The 18,038-nt window shown below is 72.1% G+C and carries 17 protein-coding genes and 1 pseudogene; 13 read left to right on the top strand and 5 right to left on the bottom strand.

Annotated elements, in window-relative coordinates; genetic code table 11:
* Positions 1-56: 56 nt before the first annotated feature.
* Entirely contained in the window at positions 57-3,191 is a 3,135-nt protein-coding gene (locus ABIE67_RS36780) for a BTAD domain-containing putative transcriptional regulator (RefSeq protein ID WP_370265875.1), read from the top strand.
* Here ABIE67_RS36780 and ABIE67_RS36775 read toward each other — a convergent pair.
* The 3 genes from ABIE67_RS36775 to ABIE67_RS36765 all read right to left on the bottom strand — a co-directional run bounded on the left by ABIE67_RS36775 (position 3,169) and on the right by ABIE67_RS36765 (position 5,754).
* Positions 3,169-3,963 carry an ABC transporter permease gene (locus ABIE67_RS36775; protein ID WP_370265874.1) on the bottom strand — a complete coding sequence of 265 codons (795 nt, stop codon included), beginning with the start codon at positions 3,961-3,963 and terminating at the stop codon, positions 3,169-3,171. The two genes, ABIE67_RS36780 and ABIE67_RS36775, sit on opposite strands and share 23 nt — an antisense overlap.
* On the bottom strand, positions 3,960-4,937 hold the full coding sequence (locus ABIE67_RS36770) for an ATP-binding cassette domain-containing protein (RefSeq protein ID WP_370265873.1): 978 nt from the start codon (positions 4,935-4,937) through the stop codon (positions 3,960-3,962). The genes ABIE67_RS36775 and ABIE67_RS36770 overlap by 4 nt, the downstream gene beginning before the upstream one ends.
* Before the next feature lie 91 nt (positions 4,938-5,028).
* Positions 5,029-5,754: a DUF4328 domain-containing protein gene (locus ABIE67_RS36765; RefSeq protein WP_370265872.1), complete on the bottom strand. Its 726-nt coding sequence runs from the start codon at positions 5,752-5,754 to the stop codon at positions 5,029-5,031.
* A gap of 214 nt (positions 5,755-5,968) precedes the next feature.
* On the opposite strand from ABIE67_RS36765, the gene ABIE67_RS36760 reads away from it, so the two are divergent.
* The 4 genes and pseudogenes from ABIE67_RS36760 (at position 5,969) to ABIE67_RS36745 (ending at position 9,106) form a co-directional block, all read left to right on the top strand.
* Positions 5,969-6,484 (top strand): hypothetical protein, encoded by a 516-nt coding sequence (locus tag ABIE67_RS36760; RefSeq protein WP_370265871.1) that lies wholly within the window; start codon positions 5,969-5,971, stop codon positions 6,482-6,484.
* A gap of 421 nt (positions 6,485-6,905) precedes the next feature.
* A pseudogene (locus tag ABIE67_RS36755) lies at positions 6,906-7,230 on the top strand (branched-chain amino acid transporter permease).
* 207 nt (positions 7,231-7,437) lie between these two features.
* Positions 7,438-8,136, top strand: a complete 699-nt coding sequence (locus ABIE67_RS36750) for a LuxR C-terminal-related transcriptional regulator (protein ID WP_370265870.1) — start codon at positions 7,438-7,440, stop codon at positions 8,134-8,136.
* Between the two features lie 286 nt (positions 8,137-8,422).
* Positions 8,423-9,106, top strand: coding sequence for a hypothetical protein (locus ABIE67_RS36745; protein WP_370265869.1), 684 nt, complete (start codon positions 8,423-8,425; stop codon positions 9,104-9,106).
* 404 nt (positions 9,107-9,510) lie between these two features.
* On the opposite strand, the gene ABIE67_RS36740 is transcribed toward ABIE67_RS36745, so the two are convergent.
* Positions 9,511-9,762: a hypothetical protein gene (locus ABIE67_RS36740; protein WP_370265868.1), complete on the bottom strand. Its 252-nt coding sequence runs from the start codon at positions 9,760-9,762 to the stop codon at positions 9,511-9,513.
* Positions 9,763-9,897: 135 nt separating this feature from the next.
* Here ABIE67_RS36740 and ABIE67_RS36735 point away from each other — a divergent pair, with 135 nt between their 5' ends.
* A complete protein-coding gene (locus tag ABIE67_RS36735; RefSeq protein ID WP_370265867.1) occupies positions 9,898-10,149 on the top strand; it encodes a hypothetical protein in 252 nt (83 codons plus the stop codon).
* Positions 10,150-10,185: 36 nt separating this feature from the next.
* On the opposite strand, the gene ABIE67_RS36730 is transcribed toward ABIE67_RS36735, so the two are convergent.
* Positions 10,186-11,109 (bottom strand): LysR family transcriptional regulator, encoded by a 924-nt coding sequence (locus tag ABIE67_RS36730; RefSeq protein WP_370265866.1) that lies wholly within the window; start codon positions 11,107-11,109, stop codon positions 10,186-10,188.
* Positions 11,110-11,229: 120 nt separating this feature from the next.
* Between ABIE67_RS36730 and ABIE67_RS36725 the strand changes: the two genes are divergently transcribed.
* Genes ABIE67_RS36725 through ABIE67_RS36695 form a run of 7 tightly spaced genes read left to right on the top strand, consistent with a single transcriptional unit; the run spans position 11,230 to position 18,013 of the window.
* Complete coding sequence (locus ABIE67_RS36725) at positions 11,230-12,219, top strand: fumarylacetoacetate hydrolase family protein (RefSeq protein WP_370265865.1); 990 nt, start codon at positions 11,230-11,232, stop codon at positions 12,217-12,219.
* Positions 12,216-13,178 carry a cyclase family protein gene (locus tag ABIE67_RS36720; RefSeq protein WP_370265864.1) on the top strand — a complete coding sequence of 321 codons (963 nt, stop codon included), beginning with the start codon at positions 12,216-12,218 and terminating at the stop codon, positions 13,176-13,178. The genes ABIE67_RS36725 and ABIE67_RS36720 overlap by 4 nt, the downstream gene beginning before the upstream one ends.
* Before the next feature lie 58 nt (positions 13,179-13,236).
* Positions 13,237-14,373: an FAD-dependent oxidoreductase gene (locus tag ABIE67_RS36715; RefSeq protein WP_370265862.1), complete on the top strand. Its 1,137-nt coding sequence runs from the start codon at positions 13,237-13,239 to the stop codon at positions 14,371-14,373.
* On the top strand, positions 14,370-15,383 hold the full coding sequence (locus tag ABIE67_RS36710) for an amidohydrolase family protein (protein ID WP_370265861.1): 1,014 nt from the start codon (positions 14,370-14,372) through the stop codon (positions 15,381-15,383). The genes ABIE67_RS36715 and ABIE67_RS36710 overlap by 4 nt, the downstream gene beginning before the upstream one ends.
* Before the next feature lie 13 nt (positions 15,384-15,396).
* Entirely contained in the window at positions 15,397-16,335 is a 939-nt protein-coding gene (locus ABIE67_RS36705; protein WP_370265860.1) for a VOC family protein, read from the top strand.
* 11 nt (positions 16,336-16,346) lie between these two features.
* Complete coding sequence (locus ABIE67_RS36700) at positions 16,347-17,273, top strand: fumarylacetoacetate hydrolase family protein (protein WP_370265859.1); 927 nt, start codon at positions 16,347-16,349, stop codon at positions 17,271-17,273.
* Positions 17,270-18,013, top strand: a complete 744-nt coding sequence (locus ABIE67_RS36695) for an SDR family NAD(P)-dependent oxidoreductase (protein WP_370265858.1) — start codon at positions 17,270-17,272, stop codon at positions 18,011-18,013. The genes ABIE67_RS36700 and ABIE67_RS36695 overlap by 4 nt, the downstream gene beginning before the upstream one ends.
* Positions 18,014-18,038: the final 25 nt, after the last annotated feature.

Here is an 18,038-nt window from a genome sequence, read left to right as displayed (position 1 = left end):
GCGCAAGACGGCCGTCCAGCGGGTGCGTTCGGCGTTGTGCTGGCTAACCTTCACGGGTGACGACCGAGTTGACCCTGCTCTCCCGAGTCGCCTGTCGTGGACGGGAGATCACCGCGCCGCGGCTGCGCGGGCTGTTGGCGCTGCTCGCGGAGGATCTGCGCACGGGGTGCAGCACGGGCCGGCTGGTGGAGGGGCTGTGGCCGGAGGAGTTGCCGGAGCGACCGGGCAAGGCGGTGCAGATCCTGGTGTCGCGGCTCCGGGCGCAGGTGGGTGCCGAGCTGGTCGTGAGCACACCGACGGGCTATCGGCTGGCGCTGGACGAGGCTCGGGTGGACAGTTCCGCGCTGCTGCTGCACGAGGCGGCGAGCGCCGAGCGGGCGCGTGCCGGGGATCACGAGGGCGCCTTGGCGCAGGCCGAGGCGGGCTTGGCCCTGTGGGACGGCGGTGTGGGTGCGGGGGCCGGAGAGGACCTGCACGATCCCGTGGTGGCGCTGCGCGGCGATCGCGTCCGGGCACACCGTTCGCTGGTCCGCTGCCGGGCACTGGCGCTCGCCCGGCTGGGGCGGCGGGAGGAGGCCGCCGCACCGCTGGCCGGGCTGGCGGAGGAGCTGCCGCGGGACGAGGAGGTGCTGGCGGAGCTGCTGCGCTGCGAGGCCGCCACCGCGGGCCGGGCGGCGGCGCTGACCCGGTACGACGCCTATCGCCGTGGGCTGCGTGAGGAACTGGGTACCGATCCGGGAGCCGAACTCAGGGTCACGTACCAGGAGTTGCTGAGCGCGGACGCGGCGCCGGTACGCCACGGTGTGCCGCACGAGCCGAACCCGCTGGTGGGGCGGGAAGCCGACATCGCCGCCGTGGCAGGGCTGTTGCGGACGGCCCGGGTGGTCACGGTGGTGGGGCCCGGCGGGCTGGGCAAGACCCGGCTCGCCCACGCGGTGAGCCGGGTGGCCGAGCAACCCGTGGTGCACTTCGTGGCCCTGGCCGGTGTCACCGCCGACGACGACGTGGCGGGCGAGGTGGCCTCGGCCGTCGGGGCGGGGGAAACCCGGCAGTTCGCCGCCGGTGACGCGGTCAGCGGGATCGTGGCCGCGCTGGGCACGGGGCCCACCCTGCTGGTGCTGGACAACTGCGAGCAGGTGGTCTCCGGCGCGGCCGCCCTCGTACAGACCCTGGTGGCGCGGTCGAGGGAGCTGCGGGTGCTCGCCACCAGCCGGGCTCCGCTGGGGCTGACCTCGGAGTCCGTGTACGCCCTGCCGGAGCTGTCCCTGGCGACGTCGGTCGAACTCTTCGAGCAGCGGGCGCGGGCGGCCCGGCCCGGTGTGGAGCTGCCCGAGGGCACGGTGGCCGAGGTCTGCCGGCACCTGGACGGGCTGCCGCTCGCCGTGGAACTCGCCGCGGCCCGCGTGCGGGTGTTGTCCGTGGCCGACATCTCCCGCCGGCTGCGGGACCGCTTCACGCTGCTGCGCGGCGGCGCCCGCGACGCACCGGCCCGGCACCGCACGCTGCGGGCGGTGGTCGAGTGGAGCTGGAATCTGCTGGAGCCCGACGGGCGGGCGGCGCTGCGGGCGTTGTCGGTGTTTCCCGGCGGCTTCGGCGAGGACGCGGCGCAGGACGTGCTCGGTGAGAGCGCCGACGCGCTGACGCTGCTGGAGCAGCTGGCCGACCAGTCGCTGATCAAGGTGGGCGACGGCCCTTGCGGGGTGCGTTTCCACATGCTGGAGACGCTGCGGGAGTTCAGCGCGGCCCGGCGCGCCGAGGCCGGTGAGGAGGAGGCGGTGACCGGCCGGTTCCTGTGCTGGGCGCGGGACTTCGGCCGTGCGCACCACGATGTGCTGTTCACCGGCGATCAGCTGCCCGCCCGGCTCCGCATCCGGGCCGAGCAGGACAACCTCGTCCTGGCGCTGCGGTACGCGCTGGCCCGCGCCGACGGCCCCACCACCGCGGCCGTCACCGCCGTACTGGCCTCCCTGTGGGCCACCGACACCAACTACGCCCGGCTGGCCGCCGTCGCCGCGGAGACCGGCGGCCCGCTGTCGCACTTCCGGCCGGGCCCCGACGATGTCGAACCGGCCCGCAGCGCGGCGGCGGTGTGCGCCGCCGGCCTCTTCATGGGCCGCGGCGCCCGCGCCGTACGGCAGTTCGTCACCCTGCGCCGGCTGCCGCCCGCCCCGCCGGACACGCTGCTGCGGGCGGTGACCCTGGTGCTGAACGCCGTACCGGACATGCATCCGCCGCGCTACGCACGGCTCCAGGAACTGTGCGACGCCGAGGAGCCCCTGCTGGCGGGCGTCGCGACCTGTGTGGCCAGCTATGTGTGGGAGGCCGAGCACGAACCGGAGCGCGCGCTGGAGTGCGCCCGCCGGATGACCGACACGCTGGCCCCGCTGGGCAACCCGTCCATGATGCTGCTCAGCCACGGCCGGATCAGCGAACTGGGCCTCCAGTCCGGGCGGGCCGAGGAGGCGTACGACCATCTGCGCGCCCTGCTCGGCACGCTCGACGCGTTCGGCGACCGGTGGGACTGGGTCGGCGTGCGGTGGAGCCTGGTGCAGGCGTGTCTGGAGCGCGGGGAGATCGACGAGGCAGAGTACTGGCTCGGGCTCGCCACCCTGGACCGGCAGCCGGAGGGCATGCAGATCTTCACCCCCGACCTGTCGTCCCGGGCGGAGATCGCGCTGGCCCGGGGGCTGACCGAGACCGGGCTCGGGCTGTGGCGGCAGGCGGTGGCGCGAACGCGCGAGGCCGTCCCGCTGCACGCCGACGATCCGTTCGTGGAGCCGTGGTCGCTGGGGGTGCGCTCGGCCGCGCTCGCGGCGCACGCCCAGCACGGCCGCCTGGAGCCGGTGGCCGGGCTCGCCGACGAGCTGCGGGAACGGCTGCTGGGGAGGCTGACCGGCGACTCCGACGTCAAGTCACCGGCGGAGTTCCCGGTCTACGGCACCGTCCTGCTGGCGCTCGGCTTCGCCGGGCTGGCCCGGGGCGACGCGACGGCCGTACGGCTGGTGGCGCTGGCGGAACGGATGCTGGTGGGGCGGGAGTTCCCCACCCTGTCGTCGGCCCGGTCCCGCCGGGCGGCCGAGAACGCCGACAAGGCGGCGTACGCCGAGGCTCACCGGGCGTACGCCGCCCTGGGGCGGGAGGAGTTGCGGGCGGTGGCGCTGCGCGAGCTCAACGCCCCGGCTCGCGGCTGAACCGCGCCCTGGACCAGAAGTAGCCCAGCACGGTCAGGCCCAGGCACCAGCCGACGGTGAGGACCGCGTTCTTCGTGCCGATCTCGCTGCCCATCAGCAGTCCGCGCAGGGTCTCGATGGCGGGCGAGAAGGGCTGGTACTCGGCGATCGGCTGGAACCAGCCCGGCATGGCGTCCACCGGCACGAAGGCGCTGGACAGGAGCGGCAGCACCATCAGGGGCAGCGCGAGGTTGCTGGCCCCTTCGGCATTGGGGCTGACCAGTCCCATGCCGACCGCGATCCAGATCAGCGAGATGCTGACCAGCGTCAGCAGCCCGACCGCCACGAGCCACTCCACCGGTGTGGCGTCGGGCCGGAAGCCGATGGCCAGCCCGACGCCCAGCACCACCGCGAGCGCCATCAGCGTCTGGATCACACTGCCGACGACATGGCCGATCAGCACGGAGGCGCGGGAGATCGCCATGGTGCGGAACCGGGCGATGATGCCCTCGGTCATGTCGGACGCCACGGACACCGCGGTGCCGATCGCGGTCCCGCCGATGGTCATGAGCAGGATGCCGGGGACGATGTAGGCGATGTACTCACTACGGTCGCCGGGGCCGCCGGTGATGCCCGCGCTCATGGTGTCGCCGAAGATGTAGACGAAGAGCAGCAGCAGGATGACCGGGGTGAGCAGGAGGTTCAGGGTCAGGGAGGGGTAGCGGCGCGCGTGCAGGAGGTTGCGCCGCAGCATGGTGACGTTGTCGCGGAACGGGTAGCCGGCGGTGCTCATCGGACGGTCTCCTTGGCGCTGGACGGGGCGGGGGCGACGGTCGCGGTCAGGGCGAAGAACACGTCGTCCAGGTCGGGGGTGTGCACGGACAGCTCGTCGGCCTCGACTCCGGCCGCGTCGAGCCAGTCGAGGATGGCGCGCAGCTCGCGCTGGCTGCCGCCGCTGGGGATCTGGAGGGTGAGTGCGTCGTCGTCGCGGGTCGTCTCGCGCAGTGCGGTGCCCGCCCGTTCGTAGGCCACCGGGTCGGCGAAGCGCAGTCGTACATGGCCGCCGGGGACGAGCCGCTTGAGCTCCTCGGCGGTGCCCTGAGCGGCGAGCTTGCCGTCGTTGAGGACTGCGATGCGGTCGGCGAGTTCGTCGGCCTCCTCCAGGTACTGGGTGGTGAGGAAGACGGTGACGCCGTCGGAGACCAGCTCGCGGATGATCTGCCACATGTTGTGCCGCGAGCGCGGGTCGAGACCGGTGGTCGGCTCGTCGAGGAAGATGATCCGCGGGCTGCCGACCAGCGTCATGGCGATGTCGAGGCGGCGCTTCATACCGCCGGAGTAGGTGGAGGCGGGCTTCTTCGCCGCCTCGGTGAGGTCGAAGCGCGCCAGGAGCTCCGCGGTGACCCGCCCTCCCTCACGCTTGGAGAGGTGGTGCAGGTCCGCCATGAGGAGCATGTTCTCCTCGCCGGTGATCAGCCCGTCCACGGCGGAGAACTGCCCGGTGACACCGATCGCGCCCCGAACCGCCTGCGCCTCGGCGGCGATGTCGTACCCGGCGATCCGCGCCTGTCCCCCGTCCGCCGAGACGAGGGTGGACAGGATGTTCACCGCCGTGGTCTTGCCCGCCCCGTTCGGCCCGAGCAGGGAGAAGATCGTGCCCACGGGTACCTGGATGTCGATGCCGTCCAGGACGGTCTTGTCCCCGTAGGACTTGCGCAACCCGGTGGCTGCGATCGCGAGTTCGAGTTCGTGGTCCGTCGTCGTCATGCCGCAGAGCGTGCGCCCGCGGCGGTTCAGATCGGTTTCAACCCGCTTTCAGCCGCGCGGGAACGCGGCGCGGCGCTGAAACCGCGGCGCTTCAGGCCGACGGCTCCTGCGCGACCGCCAACCGGTACGGCCCCTCGACCGCCTTGATCCGCTGCATGGTGGTCAGCCGGATCGCGAAGTACATAGCGGCAGCGGCGGCGACGATGTGCAGCACGTCGGCCGCCATGTACTGCAGCACCGCGTCCTTGATCGCCGTCGGATTCACGGCATTCGTGTACTTCATCTCCGCGTACCGGTTGAACAGGACGCTGAAGACGAACAGGCCCCACCACGCGTTCACCGGCCAGATGGGCGCCCGGTACCGCTCGCCCTCGGACGGCAGCGGAGTGGCGGCCCCCCACATGTCGAGGGCGACGCGGTACGGCATCCAGAGATTCACCAGCGGAATGAGCCAGGCTCCGACGGCCCACCCGGGCCCGTTGCGGAACCGGTCCGGTGCCAGCAGCCCGGTGTTGCGTCGCATACGGAAGAACCAGACGATGAAGATGATCGCGGCGGGCACGTACACGATGGCCTGGTACCGCCCGGCCGTCTCGTACAGCGAGGCAGCGGCTTCCAGTTCCTGAGGCGAATCGGTGACGAAGCCGCCCCCCGCGTCGAGCGCCGCCTGGAGCCTGAAACCGGCGAACAGGCTGAACACATCGCAGAGGGCGACCACAGCGAGGCCCCCGACGGCTGCGACCAGGAGGCCGAGGGACGATACGGGAGCCCCTGAGGGCAGCAGCGGACGCGGACGCAGCTCACTGGATGCGGACATGACGAGGTGGCTCCCACGGACGAGAAGTGAATCGGTCCGCGGAACGACGCGCGGCCGAGGCACGATACGCCGATCACGTGCGCCCCGTCCATGACAATCTTGCCTGGGGCGACCAAAGCCGGGGGGCTCGAAGTCGGTTCGGTCGAACCGCTTCCTGTACTCCCCGTTCGGGGCGACGGGAGGGGTCCCGGCCGGGGCGGGTCTCATGGACGCCATGATGCGTAGACCATCCTTCACCGCCGTCGTCGCCGTTGTCGTCGCTGTCGTGTTCGCCGCTCTCACGTCGTGCTCCTCGGACGCTTCGGACGGGGCCGCCGCGGACGACCGGCCCAGCGGGTCCCGCTCCGGGGCACCGGCGTCCGACCCCACGCCGACGCCCCCACAGACGGCCACGCCGTCGCCCTCGCCGACCGGGCCGTGCGCCGACGGGACGTGTGAGATCGAGGTCGCCGTGGGGGATGTCGTGGCGGTGCCGGAGGCGTACGGCCTCGGGCCGATCGAGGTGACGGCGATCACCGGCGGCGAGGTCGAGATGACCGCGCGGCTCACTGGGTCGGGCTACAGCGTTTCGGGCTGTTCCGGTGGCGGCGGCGTGTCGTCGGAGGGCGGGGGCGGCGTCGCGCTGAGCTGCGGCGAGGGCCCCGCCGCGACCATCAACGACGCCATGAGCCTTCAGGTCGTCGAGATCCGCGACACCGGCGCCGTCCTGCGTATCGAACCCGCCGGGTGACGTACGGCTCGGCCCTTGGCCAGTCGTTCCGGAGCCCCCTTCAGCCGTCCGCCTTGATCGTCTTCATCGTGAGGTGGGGTTCGAGGCGAGGGACGGCGGGGCGGCCGCTGAGCTTGCCGGTGATGCGCCGGCCGGACCAGGTACCTGTACCGGGCGGGCAGCGCGACCGCCGGGGCCCTGCTCGGTTCCCTCGTCCCGGACGGCGTCACCAGCCTGGACTTCGCCCTGACGGCCCTGTTCGTCGTCCTCGCGCTCGACGCCGTACGGGATCTGCGCGGTGACCTCCCGACCCGCTGCCGGCCCTCGTCTGCGCCCTGGCGGCCCCGCCTGCTCTTCCCCTGCGAGATGCTCCTGGCCGCCTTCGCCCCGTTCACCGCCGGGCTGCCGGCCCGCCACCTCGCCAACGGCCAGAGCCCCGCCCATGCCTGACACCGGCTACGCCGTCGCCGCGATCCTCATCGCCGCCGTCACCTGGAGCCTGCGCGCCGCCCTTCGCCACTCTGGCCCCGCTGCGCGCCGGCGCCACCTTGCAGTACCTCAGCACGCGCATGCCGGCCGGCGTCATGGTGATCCTGGTCGTCCACTGCCTGCGCGAGGTGTCCGTCACCGACTCGCGCGCCGTGGCCCCACTGGCGGCCCTGGCCGTCACCGTCGGCCTCCATCAGTGGCGCCGCAACGCCCGGTTGAGCGTCCTCGCCGGTACGGCGGTCCATGTGACGTCGGCCGGCGCCGTCTTCGCCCACTGACGCCCTCGCGCCGCCCGCCCCCACCCTCAGTCCTCCGGCCTTCCTCAGAGCGTCGACGGTCACTCCGGCCCCTCGGTGACCTCGAATGCGAGGTCCTGGCCGTTCGCCTACCTCGCCTTTACCAGCGCTACGGTAACGTGGTGAACGAAACGGTTTCGTTCCGCTCGGTAGACGGCCACCCGGCCCTCCATCAGGGAGAAGACAGCCATGGTCTCCGTACTCGTGGTCAACGACCAGAAACTGCAGCGTCTCGCCCTGCGCATGCTCCTGGACCCCGAGCCCGACCTGATCGTCATCGGGGAAGCGACGAGCGGGGCCGAGGCGGTCCAGATGAGCGCCGCGCTCCGTCCCGACGTCGTCCTGATGGGCAGTCACCTTCCCGGCAGGGACGACCTCGCGACCGTCCGGCGCATCACACGTGCGCGACGCGGCCCCCGGCTTCTCGAACCGGCGGACGCGGCCACGCACACGCCCCGCGTCCTCGTGCTCACCCCCGCCGGCCACGAAGGACACGCCTACGCCGTCCTGCGCGCCGGCGCGGACGGATTCCTGCTCGAAGACGCAGCTCCCGACGAACTCGCCTCGACCGTCCGCATCGTCGCCGCCGGAGACGCCGTCATCACCCCGGACCTGACCCGTGCGCTCATCGACGCCGTCCGCCAACAGCACACCGGCCGCGCCCTCCCCCGCACCTCCGGCCTCGACGCCCTCACCGGACGCGAACGCGACGTCCTCACCGCGGTGGCCTCCGGCTGGTCCAACGCCGAGATCGCCGAGCGGCTGTCCATCGCGCCGACCACCGTCAAGACGCACGTCAGCAACATCCTCGGCAAGATCGGCGCCCGCGCCCGCGTCCAGGCGGTGACCTTCGCGTACGAGTCGGGCCTCGTGCGGCCCGCGGCCTGACGCGAGCCGCGGGACCCGGGGTCACCGCCGTCGCGGCCGCGGCCGGCGACTCCACCTCCTCACCCCTCTCGCCGCCTCACCCCTCCTCGGGCCAACTGGCCTCCTGCGCTACACCATCCGGTGGCTTATGACCGCCGCAGCGTTATTCATATCACCCGATTTCCTATTCATTTCACTGTCCGGCTCTTGGTGCTGACCACCCGTCACGAGGCCCTGAACCAAGTCGAGGAGAGTGGAAACAATGACGACATCGCCTAGATGGCGATCAGTTCTGGCGCCAGCCGCCATGGCTGCCGCGCTCGCCGCAGCCGCACTGGCGAGCACGGGCACCGCCCACGCCCAGGACGACACCACCCCACACCCGCCGTACCCGGCCAAGCCCGCCTATCCGGCGCACGGGACGAAGCCGGCGTATCCGGTGCACCCGGTCAAGCCCGAGCACCCGGTGCACCCGGTCAAGCCCGAATACCCGGTGCACCCGGTCAAGCCCGAATACCCTGTCAAGCCGGTCAAGCCCGACTATCCCGTCAAGCCTGAGCACCCGGTCAAGCCTGCGTACCCGGAGAAGCCGGCCTACCCCGTCAAGCCAGTCAAGCCTGAGCACCCGGTCAAGCCCGCGTACCCGGAAAAGCCCGCCTACCCGGTCAAGCCCGTCAAGCCCGCCTACCCGGAAAAGCCCGCCTACCCGGTCAAGCCCGCCTACCCGGAAAAGCCCGCCTACCCCATCAAGCCCGTCAAGCCCGCCTACCCGGAAAAGCCCGCCTACCCCATCAAGCCCGTCAAGCCCGCCTACCCCGTCAAGCCGGTCAAGCCCGCGTACCCGGAAAAGCCCGCCCACCCCGTCAAGCCGATGTACCCGGAAAAGCCGGCCCATCCGGTCAAGCCGGCCTACCCCGAGAAGCCGGACCACCCCAAGCACCCGAGCAAGCCGAAGCACTCGTCCCACAAGAAGGAGGGGCACGGGTGGTGACGACGACAAGACGGAGCTGATTTCGGCACCGTAGGGGATGTCGCACGTCGATGAGAGCCGGGCCCGGACATCCGGGCCCGGCACACCGCTGTCCGGACGAGGCCGGACACGGCTCCAGCTACGGCGATGGCGAGCCCTGGCGGAGCATGGTCGCTCGGTTGAGCGTGTCCCGGCACGCCAGGATGGCCGGGTGCCGGCCGCGGCCAATGCGTACGACGGTGAAGACGCGGCGGGCGGCGCGGCCGCGAGGGAGGTGGCGCTGGGGGACGGTCGCGGGGCGGCCGCTCCGGACGAGGTCGGGGAGAACGCCGCGGCGTGACTCCGCTCGACGAGGCGGAGGTGGAGCAGGAGGTCCGTGGCCTCGAACCGTACGCCGGGTGCGAAGCCGCCCTCGCGGCACGGCGTCACGGCCCAGTGCCGGGCGGCCGTGCCCTCGGTTCCATCACCCAGGGATGATCCGCCAGTGAGCGCAGGGCCGTCATCGGGCCGTCCGCGTCGGGGCGGGCGGCGCGTTCGGGCAGCGCGAGACGCAAGGGGTCGTCGAGCAGGTCCTCCTGTTCGAGCGCGGCAGGCCGTGGGTTGGGGTTGCCGGGGTACTCCTCGGCCAGAACCAGACGCCCCCGCCGAACCCGGCCGACCCGCCGTCGGCAGCCCATGGCGGACCAGCCCGATCAGCCACGTCCGCAATCCGAAGAGGCACCGTGCGCCCGGCCGGACGACACGTCGCGCTCGTCGGCTTCGGGCTCGCGGTCGTGGCCGCCTCGAGCTGAGTCCGACGCAGGCCGCGGGCCATGTGTGTCCGGTACGCAGGGAGCAACCCATCCACGGCGACTGGTACGGGGCTGTGGACGGCCGCCTTCTTCGGGGGTGAGTTCGTCTGTCCGCTGGTGTTGCTGGCCGTGGCGGCGGGGGTGGGTTCGCTCGCCGGTGCGGTAGGTGTGCTGGGGCTGGCCTCGATGCTGGTCGCGGCCGGATCGTGGACGGCCGCACGGCGTCGGGCGGGAGCCGTCGATCCGCGGCCGTTGCCGGAACGGCTGGCCTGACGGGCAACGCCCCCGAGGAGCCCAGGGCGTATGCGGTCACCGAAGGCCCCCGCCCTCCTCCCTCAGGGTCTCCCCCACCTCCGCCGCCTTCTGCCGCAGCCAGATGTGCGCCGCGTCCTGCGCGTGCAGCGGGTGCCACCACAGCGCCTCCTGCACCGGTACGGCCTCGAAAGGACACGGCAGCACCCGCACCCCCGCCGAGCACACCGCCCTGCGGGCGAGCCGCTCCTGGATCATCGCGACCCGACGGGTGCCCTCGATCATGAACGGCAGCAGCTGGAAGGTCTGGACGGAGACCTCCACGTGAGGGCTGATGCCGAGCATGCTCAACTGGCGGGCGGCCGGGGCGTCGTACGGGCGCTGGTAGACGGCCCAGGGCAGGCGGCCCAGGTGGTCGAGGGTGAGTGTGTCACCCACCTCGGGGTGGTCGTCGGCGATCAGGCACAGCCAGCGGTCCCGGTAGAGGTCGACGGCGGGAAAGCCGTCGATGACGCCGTGCGGCATCAGCAGTCCGTCCACCGTGCTCAGTACGGTCGCGGTGTTCTCGACGACCGAGGGCGCCGGGTGCTGGAAGGTGAGCCGGATGCCGGGCGCCTCGTGGTGGACGGCGCGGGCGAGCGCGGCGCCGAACACGGCCGCGCCGTAGTCCGAGGCGAGCAGGGTGAACTCGCGGGCCTCGGCGGCCGGGTCGAAGTCGGCCTGGCTGGCGAAGACCCGCTCCAGGAGGTCGCAGGCGGTGGCGCTGCGGTCCCGCAACGCGACGCCGAGCGGCGTCAGTTCGTAGGCGTTGCCGGTCCGGGCGAGCAGCTCGTCGTCGAAATGGCGGCGCAGCCGGGACAGGGCCGCGCTCATCGCCGGCTGGCTCAGTCCGATGCGCTCGCCGGCCCTGGTGACGTTGCGTTCCTCCAGTAGCGCGCGCAGGGCCACGACCAGGTTGAGGTCGAGTCGGGACAGGTTCAACGGGCACCACCCAGCAAGCGAGAGCCATCCATGTCATGGATCCGGCGCATTCACAGGATTGATTTCCGTGATCCGCCGGTCAGGGCCAGAGTAGACCGCACCCCAGCAGGAGGAAATCTCATGGCAACGCTCGCGCAACCTGCCGGCCCGTTCGCGCTCGGCACGTTCTCCCCCCGGGACGGGGACCGGGATCCGTTTCCCGGTCTTCTGGCCGAGGGACGGGTGCTCGATCTGAGCAGCACCCTGGACTGGGCCCCGTCGGGGGTGCGTGCCGTCCTGGAACGGTGGGAGGGCACGCTCCCCCTGCTGCGCGCCCTGGCGGACGACGACACCCAGGACTGGCAGCCGCTGGAGGGCCTGCGCGTGCACGCTCCCGTCGAACCCCGGCAGATCTTCCAGTCCGGGGCCAACTACCGGCAGCACGTGATCGACCTGGAGGTCGCCCACCGCTCCCCCGACGACCCGCGCACGGTCGAGGAGGCGCGGGCCGAGATCGCGTCGATCATGGACCGGCGGGCCGCCGAGGACCTTCCGTACGTGTTCATCGGCCTGCCCACCACCACCGCCGGTCCGTACGACGACGTCGTCCTCCCTTCCTGGGCCGAACAGCCGGACTGGGAGCTGGAGTTGGCGGCGGTCATCGCCAAGCCGGCCTATCGGGTCCCCGTCGAGGAGGCGCTGGAGCATGTCGCCGGGTACACGATCGCCAACGACCTCACCGATCGGGCCACCGTGTTCCGCCGGGACATGAAGGCCATCGGCACCGACTGGCTGCGCTGCAAGAACGCGCCCGGGTTCACCCCGCTCGGCCCGTGGCTCGTCCCGGCCGAGGCGGTCACCGACCCCGGTGATCTGCGGGTCACCCTCAAGCTCAACGGCGACACCATGCAGGACGAGTCCACCAAGGACATGCTCTTCGGCATCGCGCGGCTCGTGTCGTACGTCTCGCAGACGGCCCGGCTCCTGCCCGGCGACCTGGTGCTGACCGGCAGCCCGGCAGGCAACGGCATCCACTGGGGACGGCTTCTGCGCGACGGCGACGTCATGGAGGGGTCGATCACCGGTCTGGGCGTGCAGCGCACCCGCTGTGTGGCGGAGGGAACGCCGTGAGCCCCGACCGGCACGACCCCGAGGGCGCGATCGCCGAGGCGGCCAAGGCGTACTCCAACTGGGGGCGCTGGGGCGAGGACGACGTGCTCGGCACCCTGAACTTCCTCGACGAGGCCAAGCGCCGGGAGGGCGCCGCCCTGGTGCGGCGGGGTGTGAGCTTCTCGCTGTCGCAGCGGTTCGACATGGACGGGCCGCAGAAGGGCTGGCGCCGGCGCACCAACCCCGTGCACACGATGCTCGACACGGGTACCGACGCGGCGCTGGGGAACCAGGGCTTCCCGCACGGGATCGGCGGCGCCGACGACGTGATCGCGATGCCGTTGCAGTGCTCCACCCAGTGGGACGGGCTCGGGCACATCTTCGACCACGGCAACGCCTGGAACGGGCGGGCCGCGGAGAAGGTCGTGACCTCCGACGGTGACCTGGTCACCGGCATCGAGCACATGGCGCCGTACGTCGCCGGGCGTGGCGTTCTGCTGGACGTGGGCCGTGTCGTGGGCGCGGACGGCGAGTTGCCCGACGGGTTCGCCATCACCGAGGAGCACCTCACCACGACCGCCGCGGCTCACGGCGTGGCCGTCGGCCGCGGGGACATCGTCGTCGTACGGACCGGGCAGCTGGCCCGGGTGCGCCGCGGCGGTTGGGGCGAGTACGCGGGCGGCCCCGCGCCGGGCCTGTCGTTCACGTCGGCCGGGTGGCTGCACCGTACGGAGATCGCCGCGATCGCCACGGACACCTGGGGGTTCGAGGTGCGGCCCAACGAGTTCGAGAACGCCTTCCAGCCGTTGCACCAGGTCGTCATCCCCAACATGGGGCTGCTGATCGGCGAGATGTGGGACCTGGAGGCGCTCGCCGAGGACTGCGCGGCGGACGGCGTACACGAGTTCTGGCTGACGGCCGCGCCGCTGCCCATCACGGGGGCCGTCGGCTCCCCCGTCAATCCCATCGCCGTCAAGTAGCCCACCGCACCCTGCCGCCCGTCGTCGCGCGGCCCCGACCCCGGGAGGTTTCCCCGACATGGCTGACAGCCCCGATCCCACCGTCCTCGTCATCGGCGGAGGCGCGTCCGGCAACGCCGTGACCATCCTGCTGCGCCGCGCCGGCATCGCCGTCGACCTGATCGAGGCGAAGCCGGACTGGAACGCCACCACCGGTTCCGGCATCACCCTCCAGGGCAACGCCCTGCGAGCGCTGCGCGAACTGGGCGTGTGGGAACGGGTGGAGGCTTCCGGTTACCCCTTCGACTCGCTGGGTGTGACCGCCCCGGACGGCACCGTCCTGTTCGTCGCCGAGGACATCCGGACCGGCGGGGACGACCTGCCCGCCACCCTCGGGATGCAGCGCCCCCGGCTGCAGCAGATCCTCATCGACGCGGTCCGCGCCTCCGGCGCCACGGTCCGCCTCGGTGTCACGGCCGAGACGCTGGAGCAGGACGCCGACGGGGTCTCGGTGCGCTTCAGCGACGGCGGCGAGGGCCGCTACGACCTGGTGATCGGCGCCGACGGCCTCAACTCCGCCACCCGCGCCGCGATCGGCATCACCGAGAAACCGGAGCCGACCGGCATGGCCATCTGGCGCATCGCCGCTCCACGGCCCGAGGGCGTCGTACGCACCGACCTCGCCTACGGCGGGCCCGCCTACATCGCCGGCTACTGCCCCACCAGCGAGAACACCATCTACGCGTACGTCGTCGAAGCGTGCCGCGACCGCGCGGCCGTCCACCCGGCCGAGCACGCCGACGAGATGCGCCGCCTGGCACAGCAGTACGGCGGAGCCTGGCCGGAGATCACCCGGCACATCACCGACCCGGAACAGGTCAACTACACCTGGTTCACCCGGATGCTGGTCGAGGGCTCCTGGCACCGCGGCCGGGTCGTGCTCCTCGGTGACGCGGCCCACTGCTGCCCGCCCACCATCGCGCAGGGCGCGGCCATGTCCCTGGAGGACGCCCTCGTTCTCGCCGAACTGCTCACCAGTGGACGGCCCTGGGACGACGAGCTGTTCCAGACGTACTACGACCGCCGTGTCCCCCGGGTCCGGACCGTCGTGGAGGCGTCCGTGCAGATCGGCCGGTGGCAGCTGGACGGCGTGCGCGACGCCGACGTCCCCGGGCTGATCGGCCGCACGATGAACTTCCTGAAGGAGCTGCCGTGACGGCGCCCACCATCGACGTCCATGCCCACCTCCTGCTGCCGGAGATCGAGGCGGCCGTCGCCGGTCATCCCGGCCTCGCAGAGGCGCGTGACCTCGACGCCCGCCGCAACGGGCCCGCGGCCCTCGCGGTGAACGGCCCCATGGTGGGCGCGCGGGTGCCGAGTCTGACGGATGCGGCGGTGCGCCTGGCGGCCATGGACACGTCCGGTGTGGACGCGCAGGTGGTGAGCCCCTCACCGAACCACTACCACTACTGGGCCGGGGCCCGACTGGCCGACCGGATCTGCCGGCTGGCCAACGAGGGCACCGCCGCGCACTGCGCCAAGGCTCCCGACCGGCTGTACGGCCTCGGTCTGGTCCCGCTCCAGCATCCCGACCTCGCCGTGGCCCTGCTCGACCACGCGCTGGACCAGGGGCTGAGGGGAGTCGAGATCTCCTCGCACGCCCCGGGGCCGGGCGGGACACGGATGGTCGAGCTCTCCGATCCACGGCTCGCGCCGTTCTGGGCCCGCGCGGAGGAGACCGGCGCCCTGGTCTTCCTGCACCCGTTCGGCTGCACGCTCGACGAGCGCCTCGACCAGTGGTACCTGTCCAACACGGTCGGCCAGCCCACCGAGAACGCCGTCGCGCTCTCCCATCTGATCTTCTCCGGCGCCCTGGACCGCCATCCGGGGCTGAAGCTGGTGGCCGCGCACGGGGGCGGCTATCTCCCCACCCACATCGGCCGCTCCGACCATGCCTGGCGGGCCCGCCCCGACGCCCGGAGCTGCTCACGGGAGCCGAGCAGCTACCTGAAGCAGCTGTACTTCGACTCCCTCGTCCATGACCCGCACGTCCTGCGGGAGTTGATCCGCGTCGCCGGCGCCGACCGTGTCCTGCTCGGCTCCGACTTCCCCTTCGACATGGGCACCGACGACCCGCTGGCCGCCCTGCGCTCAGCGGGCCTGCCCGACCACGACTTCCACGCGGTGCGGGGCGGCAACGCCGTCGCCCTGCTGAACCTCGCCTGAGGAGGAACCCCCCATGAGCAACCGCCTGCTCACCCATCTGCGGCACGTCGACCTCGCCGTCCCCGACTACGACAAGCAGCTCGACTTCTACGCCGGTGTCTGGGGCCTGACCAAGGTCGCCGAGGACTCCGGCATCTCCTTCCTGGCCGCCGAGGGCAGCCCCGAGCAGTACGTCGTACGGCTGCGCAAGGCCGAGGAGAAGCGCCTCGACCTGGTCTCCTACGGCGCGGGCAGCCCGGCCCACGTGGACGCCCTCGCCGAGCAACTCCTCTCCCAAGGCGTGCAGTTGATCTCGCAGCCCGGGAAGATCGACACCCCCGGAGGCGGGTACGGCTTCCGCTTCTTCGACGGCGACGGGCGCACCATCGAGGTCTCCGCGGATGTGGCGGCGCGGCAGCACCGCCGTGTCGAGGAGAAGGAGGCCATCCCGGTCCGGCTCTCCCACGTGGTGCTCAACTCCCCCGACCTGAACAAGACCCGCGAGTGGTACGAGACCCACCTCGGCTTCCGTCTCTCCGACACGCTCAGCTCGCCGCACATGGGCGAGGTCATGCACTTCATGCGGATCAGCAACCAGCACCACTCGATGGCCATCGCCCAGTGCCCGCACACCTCCCTGCACCACATCTCCTTCGAGATGCGCGGCCTGGACGAGTACATGCGCGGCTCCGGCCGGGTGATGCGGGCCGGGGTCCGCAAGATCTGGGGGCCTGGCCGGCACATGGCGGGCGACAACACCTTCACGTACTTCCTCGACCCGCACGGCAACACCGTGGAGTACACCACCGAGCTGGAGGAGCTGGACGAGGACACCTGGCACCCGCACGTCTACGACTTCTCCCAGCCCGAGGTCACCGACCAGTGGGGCACGGCGAACCCGATGAACGAGCTGGTCGCCAAGGAGTCGTTCAACGACATCGACCGCGGCGTGTTCGTCGCCCCGCCGGTGTAGGGGGCCGAGCCTTGCGTATCGCCACTTATCTGTACGAGGGACGACGCCACTGCGGGGTCGTGGAAGGCACCGTCGTCCGGGCCCTGCCGGACGGCACCTCCCCCCTCGACGCCGTCGGCAGCCGTCCCGTGGGGGACGCCGTCCCGCTGTCCGACGTCCGTCTGCTGCCGCCGCTCCAGCCGCCCACCGTGCGGGACTTCGTCACCTTCGAGGAGCATGTGGAGGGCGTACGACGTTCCGTGGACGGGGCCGCCGGGGTGCCGGAGCGGTGGTACGCGGCTCCGACCTTCTACTTCACCAACCCCTACGCGGTGTACGGCCCGCACGACGACATCCCCGTGCCGCCGGGGTCGGCCGTGCTCGACTTCGAGCTGGAGGTCGCCGCCGTGATCGGCCGCGAGGGCCGCGACCTCACGCCCGAGCAGGCCCGCGACCACATCGTCGGCTACACGGTCTTCAACGACTGGTCGGCCCGTGACCTGCAGTCGGCGGAGATGAGGGTGGGGCTCGGCCCCTGCAAGGGCAAGGACACCGCCACCACGCTCGGCCCGTACCTCGTCACCGCCGACGAGCTGGAGCCGTACCGGGACGCGGACGGCTTTCTGCGGCTGGCCCTGACCGCCGAGGTCAACGGCGAGGTGGTCGGCGAGGACCTGCTGTCCAACATGAGCTGGACCTTCGAGGAGATGGTCGCCTACGCCTCGCGCGGGACCTGGGTGCGCCCCGGTGACGTGCTCGGCTCCGGTACCTGCGGCAACGGCGGCTGTCTCGCCGAGCTGTGGGGTGTGCGCGGGCGACAGGACCCGGCGCCGCTGCGGCCCGGCGACACGGTCACGCTCACCGTGGAGGGCATCGGTTCCGTGTCCAACACCGTGGTGGCCGGCCCCGGCCCGGTGCCGGTGCCGGTCGCCCGGCGGCGTCCCCGGGAGCGGCCGTGAGCGGCCTGCGTCCCGGGCGGCTCCTCGGCAAGGTGGTCGTGGTGACGGGCGCGGCCCGCGGGCAGGGCGCCGCCGAGGCCGAGGCGCTGACCCGCGAGGGCGCCCGGGTGATCGCCACCGACGTGACGGCCGCCCCGGGCTGCCGCCGCCTCGACGTCACCAGCGACGCGGAGTGGTCCGTACTCGCCGCCGAGCTGCGGGAGTCGTACGGCGGGGTCCACGGCCTGGTCAACAACGCGGGCATCACCTGGCGCGCCCGCCTCGGCGACGTACGCGCGGACGACCTCGACCGCGTCCATGCCGTCAACGTCACCGGCCCGCTGCTCGGCATGCAGCGTCTCGCCCCGCTGATGCCGCCGGGCTCGTCCGTCGTCAACGTCGGCTCGACTGCCGCGCTCACCGGCCACTACCCCGTCGCCTACACGGCGAGCAAGTGGGGTTTGCGGGGCCTGTCGAAGGCTGCCGCGCTGGAGCTCGGCCCGCGCGGCATCCGCGTCAACACCGTCCACCCCGGTTACATCGAGACCGAGATGACCGCCTCCGCGGCCCCCGCCTTCCGCGAGGCGAACATCCGCGAGACCCCGCTCGGCCGCACCGGCACCGTGGATGAGATCACCCCGCTCGTGGTGTTCCTGCTCTCCGACGAGGCGTCCTTCATCACCGGCGCCGAGATTCCCGTGGACGGGGGACTCACCGCGCACGGCGGCGTCAAGTCGGTCTCGGACGCGCTGCGTTCATGAGGCTTCGCCGGAAGGGGCTGGCTCT

Origin of the sequence: Streptomyces sp. V4I8, assembly GCF_041261225.1 — a bacterium.
In the GTDB taxonomy this organism is placed as follows: domain Bacteria; phylum Actinomycetota; class Actinomycetes; order Streptomycetales; family Streptomycetaceae; genus Streptomyces.
Note: the sequence above shows the minus strand (reverse complement) of the source record. Positions and strands in the feature narration are given on the sequence as shown.